Here is a 19,327-nt window from a genome sequence, read left to right on the forward strand (position 1 = left end):
CTCGCCGTGGAACTGTGCCCCGCCGAACAACGTCCGCACGCCGTGGAACTGTGCCCCGCCGAACAACGTCCGCACGCCGTGGAACTGCGCCCCGCCGAACAACGTCCACTCGCCGTGGAACTGCGCCTTGTCGAACGACGTCTGCTCGGCGTGGAACTGTGCCCCGCCGAACGACGTCCGCTTGCCGTGGAACTGCGCCCCGCCGAACGACGTCCGCTTGCCGTGGAACTGCGCCTCGCCGAACCACGTCCGCTCGCCGCGAAACTGCGCCCCGTCGAACAACGTCCGGTCGCCGTGGAACTGCGCCTTGTCAAACGACGTCTGCTCGCCGTGGAACCGCGCACCACTGAACTTTGCTGTTCCTTGGAAGGTGGTGTTGGTGAAGTCGGCGTTGTGGAGGTTGGCGCCGGTGAAGTCGTAGTAGAGCGATTGCCAGGACTGTCCCGGCGCAATGTCCCGGAGGTGGTCGACGATGGTTCGGAGGATGCTGTTGCGGACTTCGTGGTCGTCGTGCTGGTAAGCGCGCGTTTGTTCGATGTGGTGGCCTTGGAGTCCCTTGCCGGTGCGGCCGCGGGTGATGGTGATGGTTTCGTGGGTGATGGCGGAGTCACCGGTGGGGTGGGTGGTGGCGGAGTCACCGGTGGGGTGGGTGGTGGCGGGGAGTCGTAGGTAGGCGCAGAGGACGTTGATGCCGGCTTGGGCTTGTGGGTGTGGTCCGTCGTGGAATCGTTGTTCGCGTTGTCGACGAGCGTCGGCACGGTCGGTGGCAGCCCACATGCGGGGGTGTAGATGGCGATGCCAGGGGATTCGGTTGGTGTTGGCGGGTGGGGTCAGCCAGTCGTCGATGAGGGCTTCCATGGCTGCGACACCGGCGATGCGGACTGCGGGGTTGGGGTCGGCGAGTTGGGTGGCGATGGTGGTGAAGCGGGTTTGCCTGTTGATGGTCTCCCAGTGTTCTTGGGTCTGTCGGCGGTTGAGGGCGGCGACCGAGAAAGTGATGCTGGCGGCGACGATGACGCCGATGGCGGCGATGAGTGTGGCCCATGGTTGGGTGAGTCCGAACCACGGTTGGACCTGGCCAGTGGCTTGCTCGCCCGCGGCAACGACAGCTGTGGCCAAGTGCATGGGGATGATTATCGGGCAGCGTTCAGCCGTGGACTACACGCGCCCGGCGGAACCGCTACGCGGTGCCCCGCGCGTCTGCGGATCCCTGCGCGCCACCGGTCCGCCGACCGAGCTACCACCCTCGGGCACGCCACTCGGGCAGAGACGGCCGCTCGGCGCCGAGCGTCGTGTCCTTGCCGTGTCCGGGGTAGACGACGGTCGAGTCGGCGTAGCGGTCGAAGAGTTTGGCCGAGACGTCGTTCAGGAGCGTGTCGAAGTCGCCCGGCTCCCACGTCTTGCCGACGCCGCCCGGGAACAGCGAGTCGCCGGTGAACAGGTGCACCACGCCGTCGGAGTCGGTGAGGGCAAGGGCGATCGAACCTGGCGTGTGCCCGACGAGATGGATGGCGTCCAGCGTGAGGTCGCCCACCTCGATGGTGTCGCCGTCGTCTACCAGGCGATCCGGGGTGACCGGGAGTTCGGTGGCGTCGAGTCGACCGGCCGCCGTCGGGACTCCGAGCGCGTCGGCGACCTGTTCGAGGGCTTGCCAGTGGTCGAAGTGGCGGTGGGTGGTGAAGATGAGACGGGGTGTGCCCGGCAGCGTGCGCACCAGGTCGAGTACGTGCTCGGCATCGTTAGCGGCGTCGATGATGAGCTGGTCGCCGGTCTTGCGGGATGTGACGACGTAGACGTTGTTGTCCATGGGACCCACCGAGAGTTTCACGATGGTGGCGGTGTCGAGTGTGCGTCGCTGCGGCTGCCGTGACTGCGACAGGTCGCCCGTGTAGTCGTCGATGATGGTCACGTCCTGGGAGGTCATGATCGCCAGGCTATGCCAGATTCGAAGAGGGAGGGCCCGAGTATCGTGAAGCATTGGCTGTCGGTGGCCCCCGTTAGGGTATGCGCGGAGCGGGCTGCCTTCCGGCGGGTCGCACCTTGTCACAGCGAGCACAGCACAGTCACAACACACACCAAACGGTCCGATGCGAGTCGGTCGGTAGCGAATGAGGATTTCAAGTGGTTGATCGCCTGATCGTCCGCGGCGCGCGGGAGCACAATCTGCGCGGTATCGACGTGGATCTCCCGCGTGACAGCCTCATCGTGTTCACCGGTCTCTCGGGGTCGGGCAAGTCCTCGCTCGCCTTCGACACGATTTTCGCCGAAGGGCAGCGACGATACGTCGAGTCGTTGTCGGCCTATGCGCGGCAGTTCCTCGGTCAGATGGACAAACCCGATGTGGACTTCATCGAAGGTCTTTCGCCGGCGGTCTCCATCGACCAGAAGTCGACCAACCGCAATCCACGGTCGACGGTGGGCACCATCACCGAGGTCTACGACTACCTGCGTCTGCTCTACGCCCGCGCGGGTCGCGCGCACTGTCCCGAGTGCGGTGAGCTGATCGCAAAGCAGACGCCGCAGCAGATCGTGGATCAGGTGCTCGAGATGGAGGCCGGCACCCGTTTCCAGGTGCTCGCCCCAGTCGTGCGCACCCGAAAGGGCGAGTTCGTCGATCTTTTCGCCGAACTCCAGACGCAGGGCTTCGCCCGGGTGCGGGTGGACGGGGTTGTGCATCAGCTGACCGATCCGCCGAAGCTGAAGAAACAGGAGAAGCACGACATCGAGGTCGTCGTCGACCGCCTCGCGGTGAAGCCGACCGCCAAACAGCGTCTGACCGACTCGATCGAGACGGCGTTGCGGCTCGCCGACGGCATCGTCGTGCTCGACTTCGTCGACCTTTACGAGGACGATCCGCACCGCGAGCGCCGGTTCTCCGAGCGCATGGCCTGCCCGAACGGGCATCCGATCGCGATCGACGACCTCGAGCCGCGGTCGTTCTCGTTCAACTCGCCGTATGGCGCGTGCCCGGAGTGCGACGGTCTCGGCGTCCGCAAGGAGGTCGACGAGGATCTCGTCGTCCCCGACCCCGACCTGTCGCTGGCCGACGGCGCGATCGCACCGTGGTCGGGTGGGCACAACGCGGACTACTTCCTGAGGCTGATGAGCGGGCTCGCCGAGCAGATGGGTTTCGACACAGACACCCCGTGGCGCAAACTGCCCGCGAAGGCCCGCAACGCGATCCTCAACGGCAGCGACCACCAGGTGCACGTCAAGTTCCGGAATCGGTACGGACGTACCAGGTCCTATTACACCGAGTTCGAGGGAGTGATGTCGTTCCTCGCCCGGCGGATGGACCAGACCGAGTCGGAGCAGATGAAGGAACGCTACGAGGGCTACATGCGCGATGTACCGTGCCCGGCCTGCGACGGCGCGCGGTTGCGGCCCGAGATCCTGTCGGTGACGCTCGACCACCCGACCCACGGTCCGATGTCGATCGCGGAGGTGTGCGCGTTGTCGGTGGCCGAGTGCGCCGACTATCTGAACGGGCTCGAACTCGACGACCGGCAGCGCGCCATCGCCGGACGCGTCCTCAAGGAGGTCCAGGCACGCATCACCTTCCTGCTCGACGTCGGCCTGGAGTACCTGTCGCTGTCCCGCGCGGCCGGGTCGCTCTCCGGCGGGGAGGCCCAGCGCATCCGACTCGCGACGCAGATCGGGTCCGGGCTGGCCGGCGTGCTCTACGTCCTCGACGAACCGTCCATCGGGCTGCATCAGCGCGACAACCGGAGACTCATCGAAACCCTCACGCGGCTGCGCGATCTGGGGAACACCCTGATCGTCGTCGAACACGACGAGGACACCATCCGCGCCGCAGACTGGATCGTCGACATCGGCCCACGGGCCGGTGAGCACGGCGGCGAGGTGGTGCACAGTGGCAGCTACCGGGATCTACTGAAGAACCGTCGATCGCTGACCGGTGCGTACCTCTCCGGGCGCGAGGAACTGCCGGTACCCGCCATCCGCCGGCCGATCTCGCGCAAGAAGCTGCTCACCGTCGTCGGCGCTCGCGAGCACAACCTGCGTGGCATCGAGGTGTCCTTCCCGCTCGGCGTGCTGACCGCGGTGACAGGTGTGTCCGGGTCGGGCAAGTCCACGCTCGTCAACGACATCCTCGCGACCGTGCTCGCGAACAAGCTCAACGGCGCACGGCAGGTTCCGGGACGCCACACCCGCGTCAAGGGTCTCGATCATCTCGACAAACTCGTGCAGGTCGATCAGTCACCGATCGGTCGGACACCACGATCCAACCCGGCGACCTACACGGGCGTGTTCGACAAGATCCGCACCCTGTTCGCGGCCACCACCGAGGCGAAGGTGCGCGGTTACCAGCCGGGCCGGTTCTCGTTCAACGTCAAGGGCGGCCGCTGCGAGGCGTGCACCGGCGAGGGCACGATCAAGATCGAGATGAACTTCCTGCCGGACGTGTACGTGCCGTGCGAGGTGTGCCATGGTGCGCGGTACAACCGCGAGACCCTCGAGGTGCACTACAAGGGCAAGACCATCTCCGAGGTGCTCGACATGCCGATCGAGGAGGCCGCCGAGTTCTTCGAGCCGGTCACCTCGATCCACCGCTACCTGCAGACGCTGGTCGACGTCGGACTCGGATATGTGCGGCTCGGCCAGCCGGCACCGACGCTGTCCGGTGGTGAGGCGCAGCGTGTGAAGCTCGCCGCCGAACTGCAGAAGCGCTCGACCGGGCGCACGGTGTACATCCTCGACGAGCCGACGACGGGTCTGCACTTCGAGGACATCAAGAAACTGCTGGGCGTCATCAGCGGGCTCGTCGACAAGGGCAACACCGTCATCGTCATCGAGCACAACCTCGACGTCATCAAGACCGCCGACTGGATCGTCGACATGGGCCCGGAGGGCGGCACCGGGGGCGGTACCGTCGTCGCCGAGGGCACACCGGAGGACATCGCGGCCGAACCGACGAGCCACACCGGCAAGTTCCTCGCCGGGATCCTCGAGGTTCCCGCCGCGGTCGCCTCGGCGGGGTAGGTCGCTTCACGGGCTCCTGAGTGGGGGAGCCGACGGGCAGGCGGAGGCTTCCCGGTTGCTCAGAGACCCATCGACTTGCGGATCTCATCCAGCTTCTTCTTGGCCGCCTCGTCGCGTTTGCGCATCATCTCGTCGACCTGCTGACCCTCCGGGGTCGCATGGGCGAGCTCCTCGCTCCCGATCGCGGTCGCGACTCGGTTCTCGATCTTGTCGCGGACGAAGTCGAAGGTGGGCACACCCTGCTCGGTGTAGTTCGGGTCCGGGACCGGTGGGATGTACCCGGTGGGCGTCGGGGCGGTCTGAGGTGTCTGCGCCGGATCGGCCACGACCTCGCCCTCGACGACGTCGGGGTTCGGATTCTGTGGTGTATCGCTGGTCACTATTCCAGCCTACGTCGCGAAGAACCCGTCCCGGCCCCCCAGCCGCCCCGACTACCCGCGCACCGGACCGGTGTACTTCTCACCCGGACCCTCGCCCGGCGCGTCGGGATGTGCACTGGCCTCACGGAACGCAAGCTGCAGACCCTTGAGGCCGTCGCGGATCGGTGCGGCATGGATGCCCAGGTACTCGGTGGAGGCCTGCACCAGACCGGCCAGCGAGGTGATCAGCCGCCGCGCCTCGTCGAGATCGACCTTGTCGGGGTCGGCGCCCTCGGCCAGACCGAGCTTCTCCGCGGCCGCGCTCATCAGCATCACGATCGCCTTGGTGACGACCTCGATCGCCGGAATATCGGCCAGGTCGCGCACGTTATCAGAGTCGGTCTGCTCCGGACCGACGACTCCGTCGTCACTTCCCTCCGCGCCCGTCTCGGGCATCTGTGCAGGTGACGAATAGGAGTTCTCGGTCATGGCTGCTAGACTTCCATAGCACGACCGCCCCGGTTCACGCCGGGGTCGCAAGTGGAGTTCCGCTCCCACCGTCACGACGCGGCCTTGCCGCAGTTGTACGGTCCGGTTCACGCCGACGGTCACGTCACCCCGACGGGCGACGTCGATGCGTTGGCGCGACGTCATGTCGAAGACGTGATGGCGACGAGCCGGTCGGTATCGGAGCCCTGTGGATGTAGCGACATCCCGGGGCTCTTCTGCTGGGGACGGTTCGACCTTCGCCCGACATCGCGAGGCGGTCAGAAGAGAAGAACTGATCAAGGAGGCCCCATCAGCACTGAGACCCGCATCAACGAGCGCATCCGCGTCCCGGAGGTCCGACTCGTCGGACCGAATTCGGAGCAGGTGGGCATCGTGCGTGTTGAAGATGCGCTCCGCCTGGCCTACGAGGCCGATCTGGACCTGGTCGAGGTTGCACCCGACGCCCGTCCGCCGGTGTGCAAGATCATGGACTACGGCAAGTTCAAGTACGAGGCGGCCCAGAAGCAGCGCGAGTCGCGTCGTAACCAGCAGATGACCGTCATCAAGGAGCAGAAGCTCCGCCCGAAGATCGACGACCACGATTACGAGACCAAGAAGGGTCACGTCATCCGGTTCCTCGAGGCCGGGTCGAAGGTGAAGGTCACCATCATGTTCCGTGGTCGTGAGCAGTCTCGTCCCGAGCTCGGCTACCGGTTGTTGCAGCGACTCGGCAACGACGTCGCCGACTACGGGTTCATCGAGACCTCGGCCAAGCAGGACGGCCGGAACATGACCATGGTGCTCGCACCACACAAGGGCGCGAAGACGCGGCAGAAGGCGCAGCAACAGAGCCGCAGCCGCGGCCCCAAGTCCGACGCCGGCACGTCCGACGCAACGGACCAACAGACCAGCCAGTAGCCACCAGCGCGCGAGACACACCCGACGACGACGGGTGTGGTTCTCGCACGCTCGAATGAAGGAAGAACATGCCGAAGAGCAAGACCCACAAGGGCACCGCGAAGCGATTCAAGGTGACCGGCAGCGGCAAGATCGTTCGCCAGAAGGCCAACCGCCGCCACCTGCTGGAGCACAAGTCCTCCCGCCGCACCCGCCGCCTCGACGGCGTCGCCGTGGTGGCCGAGAACGACGCTCCGCGCATCAAGCGACTGCTCAACCGCTGATCGCACCCCGACATCTGACGAACGAAGAGGACTGAACACATGGCACGCGTGAAAAGGGCTGTGAACGCCCAGAAGAAGCGTCGTTCAACCCTGGAGGCCTCCAAGGGTTACCGCGGACAGCGGTCGCGTCTGTACCGCAAGGCGAAGGAGCAGCAGCTCCACTCGATGACCTACGCCTACCGGGACCGTCGCGCCCGCAAGGGTGAGTTCCGCAAGCTGTGGATCGCGCGTATCAACGCCGCGGCCCGCGCCAACGACATCACCTACAACCGCCTGATCCAGGGCCTCAAGGCTGCCGGCGTCGAGGTGGACCGCAAGGTGCTCGCCGACATCGCCGTCACCGACCCCGAGGCCTTCACCGGTCTCGTCGAGGTCGCCCGCAAGGCGCTGCCTGCCGACGTCAACGCCCCGGCTGCCTGACGGTCGAGCTCATTGAGCAAAACGGTCACACGACCCGCGACGAACGCGGTGACAGGAACCATCTGATGGAGATCCTGTCCGAACGTTCGTCGCGGGTCGTGTCGTATGCGAAGCTGCATCGCGCCGCCGTCCGCCGCGCGGAAGGGCGTTTCCTCGTGGAGGGGGCCAACTCGGTCACCTCGGCGCTCGTCGACGCCCGAGCCGAGACCGTGCTCGTCCCCGAGGCCGACAGCGACCGATACCGCGAGATCATCGACCTGGCCACCGCGCGCGGTGTGCCGATCATCGGTCTGACCGGACCGGCCGCGGTCAAGCTGGCTGAAACCCAGACCCCCACCGGGGTGTTCGCGGTGTGTCCGCTGCTCGACGTCGCGTTGACCGACGTGCTGGCGGGGTCACCGCGGCTGCTGGTGGTCGCCGTCGAACCCCGGGAACCAGGCAACCTGGGCACGCTTATCCGATGCGCCGACGCGATGGGCGCCGACGCCGTCGTGCTCCTCGGCGACGCGGTCGATCCGCACAACGGCAAATGCGTGCGGGCCAGCGCCGGCAGCGTCTTCCACCTGCCGATCGCCCGCGATCGCGACGTCGACTCGGGTCTGGCCGCGGTGCGTGCCGCCGACGTCACCCTGCTCGCCACCACCGCCGACGGCGAGACCTCCCTCGACGACGCCGACGACCTGCTCGCCGCGCCGACGGCCTGGCTGTTCGGCAACGAGGCCCATGGCCTGCCCGATGCGGTGATCGCCGACGCCGATCACCGGGTCGCCATCCCGATCCGCGGGCGCGCGGAGAGCCTCAACCTCGCGGCCGCCGCCGCGATCTGCCTGTACGCGAGCGCCCGGGTGCAGGCGAAATAGTCCCCACGCGATCTGAGTAGTTCCACTCAGTCGGAAACCGGTGACGCGGGCGAGTCTCGAGCCATGACCGAGACCCCCACACTCGTCGACCGCGACCGCGTCGTCGACCTCCTGCGCATCGGGTCGCTGATCGTCGTCGTCGCCGGCCACTCGATCATGCTGACCGTGGACTCCGGGCCCGGCGGCATCACCCTGGGCAACGTGCTCGCCGACGTCCCCGCGCTGCAGGCGTTCACCTGGCTGCTGCAGGTTCTTCCGCTGTTCTTCTTCGCCGGCGCGGCGGCCGCCACATTCGGCTGGTCGTCGTGGCGCACGACGACACGCACCTCCGGGCAGTGGCTCTTGGGCCGCGCACAGCGATTGCTGCGGCCGGTCGCCTGGTATGTGTCGGCCGTCATCGCGGTGCTCCTGGTGCTGCGTCTGCGGGGCGCGACGGCCCTCGCCGACGTGGTCGCCCGGCTCGGCGTTCAGTTGCTGTGGTTCGTCGGCGCCTACCTGCTGGTGCTGGCGGTGGTCCCGACGATGCAGCGGATCTCGACGGCCCGCCACGTGGCGTGGACGCTGGCGGCCTGTATCGCGTCGACGGCGATCATCGACGCCGTCCGGTTGACCCTCGGCCCCGACACCCTCGGCTACCTAAACTTCCTCACCGTATGGACGGTCCCGGCGGTGCTCGGCGTCGCGTATACGAAGCGGTTGTTGGCTCCTCGGGCCGCGGTGGTCCTCGCCGCGGTCGCATTCGGAATCGACGTGGCGCTGGTGGCTCTCGGACCCTACGAGCCGTCGCTGGTGACGGTGCCCGGACAGCACCTGTCCAACATGTCCCCGCCGAGCCTGCTGCTCGCCGGTCACGCCATCACGCTGTGCGCGTTGGCGATCGCGCTGCGCGGCCCGATCGCGGCGCTGGTCTCCCGGCCGCGGATCTGGTGGTGGACGATGGCCGGCAACCGCGCCGCGATGACGCTCTACCTGTGGCATCTGCCGGTGCTCGCGGTGATCATCGGCGGAGGAGAACTCCTCGGTGTCACCCGCTCCGATCCACACACGGTGATGTACCCGGTGGTGGTCGCGACGCAGACCATGGTGCTGATCCTCGCGATGATCCCGGTCGTGGCCGTGCTGGCGCCGCTGGAGAACCGGCCGCTGCCGTGGTGGGACGACCCGCTGGCCCCCGCCGCGCACCGGCTGCGCGACACCATCGTGTTGACGGCCCTATTGGTGACCGCCGCGGCCACGTTGTCGGTGGCCCGCTACGGGCTGCTCGGACCGGGGCGCTACTGGCTCGCGATCGCCGTGGCCGGAGCGGTTCTCGCCCGGCTACCTGCGGCTCGGCGCTTCGGGCCGGTCGACTAGGGTAATACGTCGAGTGTCCGACGGGTCGTCGGACTCCCGACTCTAGTTTCCGACCCAGCACCGAGGAGATCCCCGATCGTGGTCAGCCCCGCCGACGACGCCCCAGAGAGCCAGCCCGGGTTCCCCGAGCCGCCGGAGCTCGACGCCGCGGCCGCGGCCGCCGTCGCGGCCTTCGAGGCCGCCACGGATCTCGACGCCCTCGCCGCGGCCAAGACCGCGCACCTCGGTGACCGGTCGCCGATCGCACTGGCCCGACGTGCCCTCGGCAGTCTGCCGAAGGATCAGCGGTCGGCCGCCGGAAAGCTGGTCAATCAGGTCCGCGGGCGTGTCAGCGCGGCCCTGGACCAGCGCACCACCACCCTGCACGCCGAACGCGACGCCGCGGTGCTGGTCGCGGAGTCCGTCGACGTCACCCTGCCGAGTTCCCGACGACGCGTCGGTGCCCGACATCCGATCACCGTCATCGCCGAGCAGGTCGCCGACGTCTTCGTCGGTATGGGCTGGGAGATCGCCGAGGGCCCCGAGGTGGAGACCGAACACCACAACTTCGACGCGCTGAACTTCCTGCCCGACCATCCCGCACGTTCGATGCAGGACACCTTCTACATCGCGCCCGAGGGGTCGCGGCAGGTGCTGCGCACGCACACCTCACCGGTGCAGGTGCGGTCGATGCTCGCCCGCGACGTGCCCATCTACGTCGCGTGCCCGGGCCGCACCTTCCGCACCGACGAACTCGACGCGACCCATACCCCGGTGTTCCACCAGATCGAGGGGCTCGCCGTCGACAAGGGCCTCACGCTGGCGCATCTGCGCGGCACCCTGGAGGTGTTCGCCCGCGCCCTGTTCGGCCCGGAGACCACCACCCGCATGCGCGCGAGCTACTTCCCGTTCACCGAGCCGTCGGCCGAGGTCGACGTCTGGTTCCCGGGCAAGAAGGGCGGCGCCGGCTGGGTCGAGTGGGGTGGCTGCGGCATGGTCAACCCGAACGTGTTGCGGGCCAGCGGAATCGATCCCGACGTCTACACCGGATTCGCGTTCGGCATGGGTCTGGAACGGACCCTGCAGTTCCGCAACGACATCTCCGACATGCGTGACATGGTCGAAGGGGACATCCGCTTCACCGTCCCGTTCGGCCCGTCGGTGTGACCGACGACCACTCCGGCAAACCCACACCCGCGAAGATTCGATCGATGAAAGTAGTTGGTTGACGTGCGTGCCCCACAGTCCTGGTACACCGATGTGCTCCGGCAGGGAGATCCGGAGTGGTCGGCGACCACCGACGAGATCGACCAGGGATTCGTCCGTGTCGGGTTCGAGATCGAGGACATCGACCCGTTCCCGACCATCACCGGTCCGCTGGTCATCGGTCGTGTGGAGACCATCGAGGAGCTCACCGAGTTCAAGAAACCGATCCGGTTCTGCACCGTCGAGGTCGGCGAGGCGAAGCCGCGCGGCATCGTCTGCGGTGCCCGCAACTTCGCGGTGGGTGATCTGATCGTCGCCGCCCTGCCCGGCGTCGTGCTGCCCGGCCCGTTCGAGATCGCCTCCCGCGAGACCTACGGCCGCGTCTCCGACGGCATGATCTGCTCGGTCTCCGAACTCGGCATCGGCACCGACCACAGCGGCATCCTCGTGCTGGCCCCCGGTACCGCCGAACCCGGCGCCGACGCCTATGAGGTCCTCGGCCTCGACGACGCGGCCATCGACGTCAACGTCACCCCCGACCGCGGCTACGCGTTCTCCATCCGAGGCCTTGGCCGCGAACTCGCCGGCAGCTTCGGTGTTCCGTTCGTGGACCCCGCGGCCGCCGAGCCGGCGGCGTCGGCAACCGGCGACGTCTGGCCGGTGGCGATCGACGACGACTCGTCCGCGCAGCGCTATACCGCGCGGGTGATCAGCGGCGTCAACGCGTCGGCGGTGTCGCCGTGGTGGATGCAGAAACGTCTGATGGTCGCCGGTGTCCGACCGATCTCGGCCATCGTCGACGTCACCAACTACGTGATGCTCGAACTCGGCCAGCCGCTGCACGCCTTCGACGCCGACAAACTGACCGGCACCATCACCGTGCGGTCGGCCCGGGCGGGGGAGAAGCTCACCACCCTCGACGAGGTCGTCCGGATCCTCGACCCCGAGGACGTCGTCATCGCCGACGACTCCGGGCCGATCGCGCTGGCCGGTGTGATGGGCGGCGGAGTCACCGAGGTCGGCGACACCACCACGACGGTGCTGCTGGAGTCGGCGACCTTCGACCCGGTCCGTGTCTTCCGCACCGGCAAACGCCACAAACTCACCTCCGAGGCGAGCAAACGGTTCGAACGGTCTGTCGATCCCGAGGTCACCGCCGTCGCCTCCGACCGCGCCGCCCGGCTCATCGTCGAGATCGCCGGCGGCACCATCACCTCGCCGCTCAGCGAGGCTCGCGCACCGCTCACGCCGACACCGTCGATCGCCATCCCGGCCGACGAACCCGACCGGACCGCCGGTGTCAGCTATCCCGCCGGGACGACCGCCGCGCGGCTGACCGAGGTCGGCTGCATTGTCGCCGGTACCGATCCGCTCGAGGTCACGCCGCCGTCGTGGCGCCCGGATCTGCGTCAGCGCGCCGATCTCGTCGAAGAGGTGCTGCGACTCGAAGGTCTCGAGGACATCCCCGCGGTGGTGCCGCGCGCCCCGGCGGGTACCGGCCTGACCGCCGAACAGCGACGGCGCCGCGGCATCGGACGCACCCTCGCGCTCGACGGGTACGTCGAGGTGCTGCCGTACCCGTTCATGCCGGCCGGTGTCTTCGATCAGTGGGATCTGCCCGCCGACGACGAGCGTCGCCGCGCGGTGCGGGTCCTCAACCCGCTCGAGGCCGATCGCCCGGAACTGAACACCACCCTGCTGCCCGGTCTGTTGGAGATGGTGGCGCGCAATGTCGCCCGCGGACAGCGCGACCTATCGCTGTACACGATCGGGCAGGTCGTCATCGCCGGCGGAAACGTCGCTCCGGTGGTGCCGCTCGATGTCACCCGGCGCCCGAGCGACGACGAGATCGCCTCGCTCGACGAGTCGCTGCCCGATCAGCCGCTGCACGTGGCCGTGGTCCTGACCGGACTGCACGACCCGGCCGGACCGTGGGGTCCCGGACGCGTCGCCGACCACACCGACGCCTTCGAGGCGGCGCGGTCGATCGGCCGGGCCGCCGGCGTCGTGGTCGAACTCTCCAAGGCCGATCACCGGCCGTGGCATCCGGGGCGCTGTGCACGGTTGACGGTCGACGGCACGACGGTGGGCTACGCCGGTGAACTCCACCCGGCGGTGCTCGAACGCATGGACCTGCCCAAGCGGCTGTGCGCGGTCGAGGTCGACATCGACGCGCTCCCGCTGGTCGCACACCTTCCGGCGCCCCGGGTGTCGCCGTTCCCGGCGGTGCTGCAGGACGTTGCCGTCGTCGTCGCCGATGCGGTGCCGTCGGCCGACGTCGAGGCCGCGCTGCGCGTCGGTGCCGGTGAGCTGCTCGAGTCGATCGAACTCTTCGACGTCTTCACCGGCGACCAGGTCGGTGCGGGCAGCAAGTCGCTCACCTTTGCGCTACGTTTCCGTGCCGAGGACCGCACCCTCACCGAAGAGGAGGCCAACGAGGCCAAACTCGCCGCGGTGGCCCATGCGGGTGATCGGGTGGGTGCACGGCTGCGGTGATCTCGACGCAGCACCGAGACCCTCTATGAATTGATTTGCATAGCCGTGCATAATGATCGCATGACGATCAAGGTGGCGGTAGCCGGTGCCAGCGGCTACGCGGGCGGTGAGATCCTGCGACTCCTCTGCGGACATCCCCGTCTGCGATCGGGTGATCTGGAGATCGGCGCCCTGACCGCCGGGGGCAACGCCGGGGCCTCACTGGGGTCGCAGCATCCGCATCTGCTGCCGCTCGCCGACCGGGTCCTGCAGGAGACCACACCGGAGGTGCTCGCGGGCCACGACGTGGTCTTCCTGGGTCTGCCGCACGGCACCTCGGGGGCGATCGCCGACGCGTTGCCGCCGACCACGCTGATCATCGACTGCGGGGCCGACCACCGGCTGCAGAACGCGCAGGATTGGATGGACTATTACGGCAGCGAGCACGCGGGGACATGGCCGTACGGCCTGCCCGAACTGCCGGGCAACCGGGAGGTCCTGCGCGACGCGACCCGGGTCGCGGTGCCGGGCTGCTACCCGACGATCTCCATCCTCTCGTTGCGGCCCGCGGTGGCCGCCGGACTCGTCGAGCCCCACGTCACGGTTGTCGCGGTCAGTGGGACGTCGGGTGCCGGCCGGGCCGCGAAGGTGGACCTGCTCGCCTCCGAGGTGATCGGGTCGTCGCGGGCCTACGGGGTCGGCGGCGTGCATCGGCACACTCCGGAGATCGCGCAGGCGCTGTCGGCGGCCGCCGACCTCCCGGTCGGCGTCTCATTTACCCCGGTCCTCGTCCCGATGTCACGTGGAATCCTGGCGACCTGCACGGCGCGCACCAGCGCTTCGGCGGCGGAGGTCCGCGCCGCTTACGAAAAGGATTACGGCGACGAGACTTTCGTGCACCTGCTGCCCGAGGGTGTGCTGCCGACGACCGGTTCCGTGCTCGGCAGCAACGCAGTGCAGATCGCGGTCACCGTCGACGAACGGGCGGGCACGCTGGTCGCGGTCGGCGCCATCGACAATCTGACCAAGGGCACCGGCGGGGCCGCGGTGCAATCGATGAATCTGGCGCTCGGCTGGGACGAGGCCGAGGGACTGAGCACCGTGGGGGTGGCACCGTGACGACATCACAACAATCCGGAGACCCGCTCGAGGACAACGACCGGATCACCCCGGGCGCACCGCTCGACGCCCCGCGGCTCGTCCGCGAGCAGGGCGTCACCGCTCCGCTGGGCTTCCGGGCCGCCGGCATCGCCGCCGGGATCAAGGCCTCGGGCGCACCCGATCTCGCGCTCGTCTTCAACGAGGGCCCCGACTACTCGGCGGCCGGCGTGTTCACCCGCAATCAGGTCAAGGCCGCCCCGGTGCTGTGGAGCCGGCAGGTCCTGACGACGGGACGGCTGCGGGCGGTCGTCCTCAACTCCGGCGGTGCCAACGCCTGCACCGGCCCGGGAGGATTCCAGGACACCCACGCCACCGCCGAGGCTGTCGCCGAGGCACTGAGCAACTGGGGCACCGAGACCGGGGCGATCGAGGTCGCGGTGTGCTCGACGGGACTGATCGGCGATCGGCTCCCGATGGACAAGGTTCTTGCCGGTGTCGCCGAGATCGTGCACGAGATGGGCGGCGGGCTGACCGGCGGCACCGACGCCGCCTACGCCATCATGACCACCGACACCGTGCCGAAACAGGTTGCGCTGCACCATCCGCAGGGGTGGAACGTGGGCGGCATGGCCAAGGGGGCGGGCATGCTCGCGCCGTCCATGGCGACGATGCTCTGCGTGCTCACCACCGACGCCCGCGCCACCGCCGACCAACTCGACGCGGCGCTGCGCAAGGCCACCGCCCGCACCCTCGATCGGCTCGACGTGGACGGTTCGACGTCCACCAACGACACGGTCCTGCTGCTGAGTTCCGGCGCCAGCGGGATCCCCGTGGAGCAGGACGACCTCGACGCGGCGATCTTCGCCGTCTGTGATGATCTTTCCGCCCAGCTGATGGCGGATGCCGAAGGTGTCACCAAGCGGGTCGTGATCACCGTCGCCGGGGCCCGCACCGAGGACGACGCCGTCGCCGTCGCGCGGACCGTCGCCCGCGACTCCCTGGTCAAGACCGCGCTGTTCGGTTCCGACCCGAACTGGGGCCGCGTGCTCGCCGCGACCGGTATCGCCCCCGTGGAGATCGACCCCGACCGGATCTCGGTGTCGTTCAACGGCAATCCGGTGTGCCGGGACGGTTGTGGCGTCGCGGGCGCGCGTGAGGTCGACCTGTCCGGAGCCGACATCACCGTCGAGATCGGTCTCGGGCTCGGCGACGCGACGGCGAGCATCCGGACGACGGACCTGTCCCACGGGTACGTCGAAGAGAACTCGGCATACTCGTCATGACCGGCTCCGACACCGCGTCGACCACAGCGGGACTCAGTGCTCTGGAGAAGGCGACGGTGCTCGCTGAATCCCTGCCCGCGTTGCAGGCGCTGCACGGTGCGACCGTGGTGGTGAAATACGGCGGCAACGCGATGATCGACGAGGATCTCAAGCGGGCGTTCGCCGCGGACATGGTGTTCCTGCGTGCCTGCGGCATCCACCCGGTGGTCGTACACGGAGGCGGCCCGCAGATCTCCGCGATGCTCAAACGGCTCGGCCTCGAGGGCGAGTTCCGCGGCGGCTTCCGCGTGACCACTCCCGAGGTGATGGACGTCGCGCGGATGGTCCTGTTCGGCCAGGTCGGTCGTGAACTCGTCGGGCTGATCAACGCGCACGGACCATACGCGGTCGGCATCACCGGTGAGGACGCGCACCTGTTCACCGCGACCCGGCGGACGGTCCTCGTCGACGGTGCGGCCACCGACATCGGCCTGGTCGGCGACGTCACCTCGGTGAACACCTCCGCCGTGCTCGATCTCGTCGCGGCGGGACGCATCCCGGTCGTGTCGACCATCGCGCCGGATCGAGATGGCTTGGTGCACAACATCAATGCCGATACCGCGGCCGGCGCCCTCGCCGAGGCCCTCGGGGCCACCCGGCTGGTGATGCTGACCGACGTCGAGGGCCTGTACACCGACTGGCCCGACCGAGGTTCGCTCGTGTCCCGGATCGGCACGGTCGAACTCGCGACGCTGCTCGGCTCCCTCGACGCCGGCATGGTGCCGAAGATGGAGGCGTGCCTGCGCGCCGTCGAGGGCGGTGTGCGCCAGGCACATGTGATCGATGGCCGCGTACCGCATTCGGTTCTCGCCCAACTCCTGACCGACAGTTCGACGGGTACCACCGTCGTCACCGACACCCCGGATGCCTCATGACCGAACCTTTGCGGCAGCGGTGGTCCGCTGCTCTGATGAACAACTACGGAACGCCCGCGATCGCGCTGACCAGCGGATCCGGTGCGGTCGTCCGCGATGCCGACGGCAAGGAGTACCTCGACCTGCTCGGCGGGATCGCGGTCAACGCACTCGGCCACGCGCATCCGGCGCTCATCGAGGCCGTGACCACGCAGCTCCAGACGCTCGGGCACATCTCGAACCTCTACATCAGCGCGCCGGCGGTCGAACTCGCCGAACGGTTGCTGGACAAGTTCGGCCACCCGGGCCGGGTCTTCTTCTGCAACTCGGGCGCCGAGGCCAACGAGGCGGCGTTCAAACTCGCACGGCGCACTGGACGTCCCGAGATCATCGCCGCCGAGCGGGCCTTCCACGGTCGGACGATGGGGTCGCTCGCGATGACTGGGCAGCCGGCCAAGCGCGCGCCGTTCGAACCGATGCCGCCGGGCGTCCGATTCGTGCCCTACGGTGACGTCGACGCACTCGACGCGGCGGTGACCGAGAAGACCGCGGCGGTCATCCTCGAACCGATCCTCGGCGAGAGCGGTGTCGTGGTCCCACCCGAGGGATATCTGGCCGCGGCCCGCCGGATCACCGCCGAACGTGGCGCGCTGCTCATCCTCGACGAGGTGCAGACCGGGATCGCCCGCACCGGAACCTTCTTCGCGCACCAGGCCGTCGGCGTGGTCCCCGACGTGATGACCCTCGCCAAGGGCCTCGGCGGTGGGCTGCCGATCGGAGCCTGCATCGCCACCGGGGCGGCCGCCGACCTCTTCGAGCCGGGACAGCACGGCACCACCTTCGGCGGCAACCCGACGTCGACAGCGGCCGCGCTGGCCGTCCTGTCGGTCATCGACTCCGATGGTCTCGTCGATCACGTTGCCGCGGTGGGCAAGTCGATCGCAGCGGGTATCGAGGAGCTCGGCCACCCGCAGATCTCGCATGTGCGCGGGGCAGGTCTGTTGCTGGGCGTGGTCCTCAACAGTCCGATCGCCGCCAGGGCGGAGCTGGCGGCACGCGACGCCGGGTTCCTGATCAATGCGCCCGCGCCCGACGTGATCCGGCTCGCGCCACCGCTGATCCTGACCGAGGAGCAGGGGGCCGGCTTCGTCGCCGCCCTGCCCGCGATCCTCGACGCGGCCACCACCGAAGAGCCGAAGGGGGAACAGGCATGACCCGACACTTCCTGCGCGACGACGACCTCACGCCCGGCGAACAGGCCGAGGTCCTCGCGCTCGCCGCCGAGCTGAAGGCGGCGCCGTTCTCGCGCCGTCCCCTCGAGGGACCCCGCGGTGTGGGGGTGATCTTCGACAAGAACTCCACCCGCACCCGCTTCTCCTTCGAGATCGGGGTGGCGCAGCTCGGCGGTCACGCCGTCGTCGTCGACGGCACCACCACCCAGCTCGGCCGCGACGAGACCATCGAGGACACCGGACGGGTCCTGTCCCGGTTCGTCGATGCGGTGGTCTGGCGCACCTTCGGCCAGGACCGACTCGAGGCGATGGCCGCGACCGCGACCGTCCCGGTGGTCAACGCATTGTCGGACCTGTTCCACCCATGCCAGATCCTCGCCGACCTGCAGACGATCATCGAGCACAAGGGCCGCGCGTCCGGATTGTCGATGACCTACCTCGGCGACGGGGCGAACAACATGGCGCATTCACTCGCGCTCGGCGGCGTCACCGCCGGGATGCATGTGACCATCAGCGCCCCATCGGGCTTCGAGCCGGACCCGGCGGTCATCAAGGCCGTCCAGGCGCGCGCGGCGCAGACCGGGGGATCGGTGCAGATCGTCGGCGATGCGGTCGAGGCGGCCACTAACGCAGACGTGCTGGTGACCGACACGTGGACATCGATGGGGCAGGAGGGTGACGGCAAGGACCGCCACGCGCCGTTCCTCCCGTATCAGATCAACGACGACCTGCTCGCGCTCGCGGCGTCCGACGCGATCGTGCTGCACTGCCTGCCCGCACACCGCGGCGAGGAGATCACCGATGCGGTCCTCGACGGACCGGCCAGCGTCGTGCTCGACGAGGCCGAGAATCGCCTGCACGCGCAGAAGGCCCTGCTCGTCTGGTTGTTGGAGCACCGATGACCACCGCCGGCAGATCGACGGGTCCATCGGAGAGCACCGAGTCCCGACTCGCCGCGACCCGGGCCGGCAGGCACGCGCGCATCATCGCCATCCTGTCCACCAATCAGGTACGTAGCCAGGCCGAACTGCAGCGGATTCTCGCCACGGAGGGCATCGACGCGACGCAGGCCACACTGTCGCGTGACCTCGACGAACTCGGCGCGGTGAAGCTGCGTGCCGCCGACGGCGGCGCCGGGGTCTATGTCGTCCCCGAGGACGGGTCGCCCGTGCGCGGCGTGTCCGGTGGGACCGACCGGCTCTCCCGGCTGCTCTCGGAGCTGCTCGTGTCGAGCGACAGCAGCGGAAATCTGGCAGTGCTGCGCACCCCGCCGGGGGCGGCGCACTATCTCGCGAGCGCAATCGATCGCGCCAGTCTGCCCGATGTGGTCGGCACCATCGCCGGGGATGACACCATCTTTGTCGTGGCGCGCGAACCAGCAGACGGGGCGGAGCTGTCCCGACGAATCGAGGGCCTCGTGTAACCGCGCGGCCCCACCACACCAGACCACCAACGGACATACACGAACAAAGGTCACCCGGCCGAACACGTC

At 68.5% G+C, this 19,327-nt stretch carries 18 protein-coding genes; 14 read left to right on the plus strand and 4 right to left on the minus strand.

Annotated features, from left to right (window positions below):
• Window positions 1–1,125, minus strand: a 1,125-nt coding sequence (locus GORHZ_RS11820; protein WP_006333234.1) for a pentapeptide repeat-containing protein, incomplete at its 3' end; no start/stop codon positions are given.
• Window positions 1,126–1,237: 112 nt separating this feature from the next.
• Complete coding sequence (locus tag GORHZ_RS11825; RefSeq protein ID WP_040531530.1) at window positions 1,238–1,924, minus strand: MBL fold metallo-hydrolase; 687 nt, start codon at window positions 1,922–1,924, stop codon at window positions 1,238–1,240.
• 197 nt (window positions 1,925–2,121) lie between these two features.
• Here GORHZ_RS11825 and uvrA point away from each other — a divergent pair, with 197 nt between their 5' ends.
• Window positions 2,122–5,004 carry an excinuclease ABC subunit UvrA gene (gene uvrA, locus GORHZ_RS11830; RefSeq protein WP_006333236.1) on the plus strand — a complete coding sequence of 961 codons (2,883 nt, stop codon included), beginning with the start codon at window positions 2,122–2,124 and terminating at the stop codon, window positions 5,002–5,004.
• 59 nt (window positions 5,005–5,063) lie between these two features.
• Here the strand turns inward: uvrA and GORHZ_RS11835 are convergent, their stop codons facing one another.
• Window positions 5,064–5,384 carry a hypothetical protein gene (locus tag GORHZ_RS11835; protein ID WP_006333237.1) on the minus strand — a complete coding sequence of 107 codons (321 nt, stop codon included), beginning with the start codon at window positions 5,382–5,384 and terminating at the stop codon, window positions 5,064–5,066.
• Between the two features lie 51 nt (window positions 5,385–5,435).
• Window positions 5,436–5,852, minus strand: a complete 417-nt coding sequence (locus GORHZ_RS11840) for a DUF1844 domain-containing protein (RefSeq protein ID WP_006333238.1) — start codon at window positions 5,850–5,852, stop codon at window positions 5,436–5,438.
• A 309-nt stretch (window positions 5,853–6,161) separates the two neighbouring features.
• Between GORHZ_RS11840 and infC the strand changes: the two genes are divergently transcribed.
• The 13 genes from infC to GORHZ_RS11905 all read left to right on the plus strand — a co-directional run bounded on the left by infC (window position 6,162) and on the right by GORHZ_RS11905 (window position 19,258).
• Window positions 6,162–6,770: a translation initiation factor IF-3 gene (infC, locus tag GORHZ_RS11845; protein ID WP_051998851.1), complete on the plus strand. Its 609-nt coding sequence runs from the start codon at window positions 6,162–6,164 to the stop codon at window positions 6,768–6,770.
• Window positions 6,771–6,838: 68 nt separating this feature from the next.
• Window positions 6,839–7,033 carry a 50S ribosomal protein L35 gene (gene rpmI / locus GORHZ_RS11850; protein ID WP_006333242.1) on the plus strand — a complete coding sequence of 65 codons (195 nt, stop codon included), beginning with the start codon at window positions 6,839–6,841 and terminating at the stop codon, window positions 7,031–7,033.
• 39 nt (window positions 7,034–7,072) lie between these two features.
• A complete protein-coding gene (rplT, locus tag GORHZ_RS11855) occupies window positions 7,073–7,453 on the plus strand; it encodes a 50S ribosomal protein L20 (RefSeq protein WP_006333244.1) in 381 nt (126 codons plus the stop codon).
• A 65-nt stretch (window positions 7,454–7,518) separates the two neighbouring features.
• Window positions 7,519–8,313 (plus strand): TrmH family RNA methyltransferase, encoded by a 795-nt coding sequence (locus GORHZ_RS11860; RefSeq protein WP_006333246.1) that lies wholly within the window; start codon window positions 7,519–7,521, stop codon window positions 8,311–8,313.
• Window positions 8,314–8,376: 63 nt separating this feature from the next.
• Window positions 8,377–9,666, plus strand: a complete 1,290-nt coding sequence (locus tag GORHZ_RS11865) for an acyltransferase family protein (protein WP_006333248.1) — start codon at window positions 8,377–8,379, stop codon at window positions 9,664–9,666.
• Window positions 9,667–9,744: 78 nt separating this feature from the next.
• Window positions 9,745–10,812 (plus strand): phenylalanine--tRNA ligase subunit alpha, encoded by a 1,068-nt coding sequence (gene pheS, locus GORHZ_RS11870; RefSeq protein ID WP_006333250.1) that lies wholly within the window; start codon window positions 9,745–9,747, stop codon window positions 10,810–10,812.
• A 63-nt stretch (window positions 10,813–10,875) separates the two neighbouring features.
• Window positions 10,876–13,347 (plus strand): phenylalanine--tRNA ligase subunit beta, encoded by a 2,472-nt coding sequence (pheT, locus tag GORHZ_RS11875; protein WP_006333252.1) that lies wholly within the window; start codon window positions 10,876–10,878, stop codon window positions 13,345–13,347.
• 60 nt (window positions 13,348–13,407) lie between these two features.
• Window positions 13,408–14,445, plus strand: a complete 1,038-nt coding sequence (argC, locus tag GORHZ_RS11880; RefSeq protein ID WP_006333253.1) for an N-acetyl-gamma-glutamyl-phosphate reductase — start codon at window positions 13,408–13,410, stop codon at window positions 14,443–14,445.
• A complete protein-coding gene (gene argJ, locus GORHZ_RS11885) occupies window positions 14,442–15,710 on the plus strand; it encodes a bifunctional glutamate N-acetyltransferase/amino-acid acetyltransferase ArgJ (RefSeq protein WP_006333254.1) in 1,269 nt (422 codons plus the stop codon). The genes argC and argJ overlap by 4 nt, the downstream gene beginning before the upstream one ends.
• Window positions 15,707–16,624, plus strand: a complete 918-nt coding sequence (gene argB, locus GORHZ_RS11890) for an acetylglutamate kinase (RefSeq protein ID WP_006333255.1) — start codon at window positions 15,707–15,709, stop codon at window positions 16,622–16,624. Before argJ ends, argB begins: the two co-directional genes overlap by 4 nt.
• Window positions 16,621–17,817, plus strand: coding sequence for an acetylornithine transaminase (locus GORHZ_RS11895; protein ID WP_040531535.1), 1,197 nt, complete (start codon window positions 16,621–16,623; stop codon window positions 17,815–17,817). Before argB ends, GORHZ_RS11895 begins: the two co-directional genes overlap by 4 nt.
• On the plus strand, window positions 17,814–18,737 hold the full coding sequence (gene argF / locus GORHZ_RS11900) for an ornithine carbamoyltransferase (RefSeq protein WP_006333259.1): 924 nt from the start codon (window positions 17,814–17,816) through the stop codon (window positions 18,735–18,737). The genes GORHZ_RS11895 and argF overlap by 4 nt, the downstream gene beginning before the upstream one ends.
• Window positions 18,734–19,258, plus strand: coding sequence for an arginine repressor (locus tag GORHZ_RS11905; RefSeq protein ID WP_006333261.1), 525 nt, complete (start codon window positions 18,734–18,736; stop codon window positions 19,256–19,258). The genes argF and GORHZ_RS11905 overlap by 4 nt, the downstream gene beginning before the upstream one ends.
• Window positions 19,259–19,327 lie beyond the last annotated feature (69 nt).

This window comes from Gordonia rhizosphera NBRC 16068, from assembly GCF_000298195.1.
GTDB classification, from domain to species: Bacteria; Actinomycetota; Actinomycetes; order Mycobacteriales; family Mycobacteriaceae; genus Gordonia; species Gordonia rhizosphera.